This is a genomic window from Mesorhizobium sp. M2C.T.Ca.TU.002.02.1.1, assembly GCF_003997225.1.
Window position 1 is genome coordinate 1 of record NZ_RZTO01000929.1, and the last position, 2,206, is coordinate 2,206.

A 2,206-nucleotide genomic window follows, 5' to 3' on the forward strand; every position below is an offset into this window, starting at 1 on the left:
AGGTAGCTGAGGGCAAGCCAGCGCGCCGACACGCGCCCGGTATCATAGACGGCAATCGCCATGAACGCCGCCGCCAGCAGCCCGGCGACGACGAAGTTGATCATCAATATGAAGTCGGCGCTGCCCATGTCTGCTCCTTGAAAGAGAGCAAATCATCGACCGGCGAAAATCACGTTAACGCCAGCTATAGCTCGGAACCGCAGGCCTTGACGATTAGCCGCCAAGGCCCGTCCGGTCGTCAGCGTTTGGAACGCCGCTTAGAGGTCAGTGGCAATCGCCTGGTTCCGCGATCGGCCGAGTCATCCCCCCAATCGTCATCCACGGGCGAAGCAAGGAGCGAAGCGACGCGCAGACCCGAGGATGACGAAGGCGCGGGTGTCCGCTTGTATCACCCAGCTGCAAGCCGCACGGCGACAAAACTCGTTTCTGGCCTCTCATAGGAAAGCCGCACGCTGTCGCGGCCGTTCTTCTTGGCCTTGTAGAGCGCCTCGTCGGCGCGTCGCATCAATGGCATCAGCCCTTCCTTGTCGGTGCGGGCGGCGACGCCGAAGCTCGCGGTGACCCTGGTGCCGGCCGGCAGGCCGTCGACCGTGCCGGCCGAATAGAAGGCGCGGATCGCTTCGGCAAACAGCCTTGCCGAGGCAAGGTCGCTGAGCGGCAAAAGCACGGCGAACTCTTCGCCGCCGATACGGCCGGCGGCCCCGCGCGCGCCGGTGGCCGAACGCAGCTTGGCGGCGAAATCGGCGATCACGCGGTCGCCGGCCTCATGTCCATGCTGGTCGTTGAGCGCCTTGAAGTGATCGAGATCGGCAAGCACCAGGGCGACGGGAAATCCGGCCTTGCCGCACTGGTCGAGCAAGAGGGTCGCCCGCTCCTCGAAGCCGCGGCGATTGAGGATGCCCGAGAGCGGGTCGGTATGGGTTTCGGCTTTCAGCGCCTTCATCACGTCGAGCGCCGCCGCGGTGAACAGGCAGAGCGCGATCAGCAGCGACAAGAGCGCGTGCGACAGTAGCGCCGTCGTCCAGTAGGACGAGGCATAGAGCTCGTCATAGCCCTTGAACGGTCCGTGCGCGATGATGACGGCCAGCGTCCTTACGAAGAAGTTCAGTCCGGAAAGCAACGCCAGCGCGAGCAAGATCTTTTCCGTCGGGCCATTGCCGCGCACCACGCGCAGCTCAGCGGCGGCCAGCAGGCTGATGCCGCCAAGCGCGAAATTGACGACGAGGATCCTCCATGTCAGGTCCGGCTGAACGAACAGGAACCAGCAGAATGCGGTCATTCCGCCCAACGCCAGCGCGGCGATCCCGGCATAGGGGACGGGCCGGCCCTGGCGCGCGATAATGGCGCCAACCAGACAGGACCCGGCAACGCAGAAGCACAGGTTGGAGAGGAACTTGGACGGCGCCAGGCCGACCGGGAGGGTGAAGTGCTGGAACAGGAAACCAGACGCGGCGAGAGCATAGCTCGCCGCCAAGACGGCCAGATAGGGACGATGGCGCTGATAGGACCACAGCACGAGGAACGCAGCGCCGAGCGCCAGCGCTATCGTCGGATTGAGCAGCGCTATGAGCAGACCGGTGTCCAAAGGACTGCGACTTTCCCCAACTTACCCAAGGGGAGATAGTAGGAGCCAAGCCCAAACAAGCGGTTAAGCCTCCGATAAATACGCCGTGAAGCCGTGCGGAACCGGCCTGCCGGAGCGGCGTTGTCCGGCCAGACAGGAGACAATCGAGATGGCCGACACGATCACTTTGACGAACCACGATGAAATCCGCTCCTGGGCGGCGGCGCGCGCCGGCTTCCCGGCCATCGTCGACGTCTCGCCCGAGGCCGGAACGCAGCCCATGCTGCGGCTGGTGTTCGGCCAGCAGGCCTATGAAGACACCGACCGCCCGGAGCGTCCGGTCAACACCGGCGGCTACGAGCTCGTGGAATGGGACGAATGGTTCAGGATCTTCGACGAGCGGCAGCTGGCCTTGGTCGTCGCCGCCGACGAGCCCGGTCGGCGCGAGGAATTCCACGAGATCATCCGCAGGTAGATGGCCGAAAAGCAAAAGGCCCGGACGTTCTGTCCGGGCCTCAGACTGCTGACAAACCCCTGGCGTTAGCCGGGGGTTTTTGATTCACTGGGTCATGTTGAAGCGACCCGCCCCCGAACAGACCGCGCTCGAGATGGTAACGTTGGACCAACTGGTCCCGGCTGATC

The 2,206-nt window shown here is 64.2% G+C and carries 2 protein-coding genes and 1 pseudogene; 1 reads left to right on the forward strand and 2 read right to left on the reverse strand.

Features of this window, described 5'->3' with window-relative positions:
• Both EOD07_RS38785 and EOD07_RS31570 read right to left on the reverse strand, forming a co-directional pair.
• Positions 1-128: pseudogene (locus tag EOD07_RS38785) on the reverse strand (GGDEF domain-containing protein); the annotation flags it as partial.
• A gap of 260 nt (positions 129-388) precedes the next feature.
• Positions 389-1,585, reverse strand: a complete 1,197-nt coding sequence (locus EOD07_RS31570) for a GGDEF domain-containing protein (RefSeq protein ID WP_127238060.1) — start codon at positions 1,583-1,585, stop codon at positions 389-391.
• Between the two features lie 148 nt (positions 1,586-1,733).
• On the opposite strand from EOD07_RS31570, the gene EOD07_RS31575 reads away from it, so the two are divergent.
• The gene (locus EOD07_RS31575) at positions 1,734-2,039 is read left to right on the forward strand and encodes a hypothetical protein (RefSeq protein ID WP_073985212.1); all 306 of its coding nucleotides are present in this window, start codon (positions 1,734-1,736) and stop codon (positions 2,037-2,039) included.
• The last annotated feature ends 167 nt before the right edge of the window (positions 2,040-2,206 follow it).